Source organism: Pseudomonas rossensis (assembly GCF_039888995.1).
In the GTDB taxonomy this organism is placed as follows: Bacteria; Pseudomonadota; Gammaproteobacteria; order Pseudomonadales; family Pseudomonadaceae; genus Aquipseudomonas; species Aquipseudomonas rossensis.
The window spans coordinates 1-312 of the sequence record NZ_JBBWCB010000354.1 but is presented as its reverse complement, the minus strand read 5'-3'; the positions used below and the strand labels follow the sequence as shown (position 1 = coordinate 312).

Annotated in this window: 1 protein-coding gene; it reads left to right on the top strand. The window is 61.9% G+C overall.

Annotated features, from left to right (window positions below):
* A partial coding sequence (locus WLY71_RS30855) for a calcium-binding protein (protein ID WP_425589981.1) occupies positions 1-312 on the top strand: 312 nt, incomplete at both ends.

Sequence of the window (312 nt, the reverse complement as noted above, 5' to 3'; positions counted from 1 at the left end):
TTTCACCGGCACCGGCAATGCCGGCGACAACATGATCGTCGGCGGCGCGGGCAATGACGTGCTGATTGGCGGCGGCGGTGCCGACCAGTTGATCGGCGGCGCCGGCCTGGACATGGCCAGCTATATCGATAGCAAGGTCGGCGTGACGGTGGATCTGAGAACCGGTGTGAACACCGGGATTGCGGTGGGCGACACCTATACCGATATCGAAGTGATCCGTGGTTCGAACTACGACGACCGTTTTGTCGCGGATGGTCGAGTCATCGGTTTCGACGGCGCCGGCGGTTTCGACACCGTGGACTACTCTGGTTC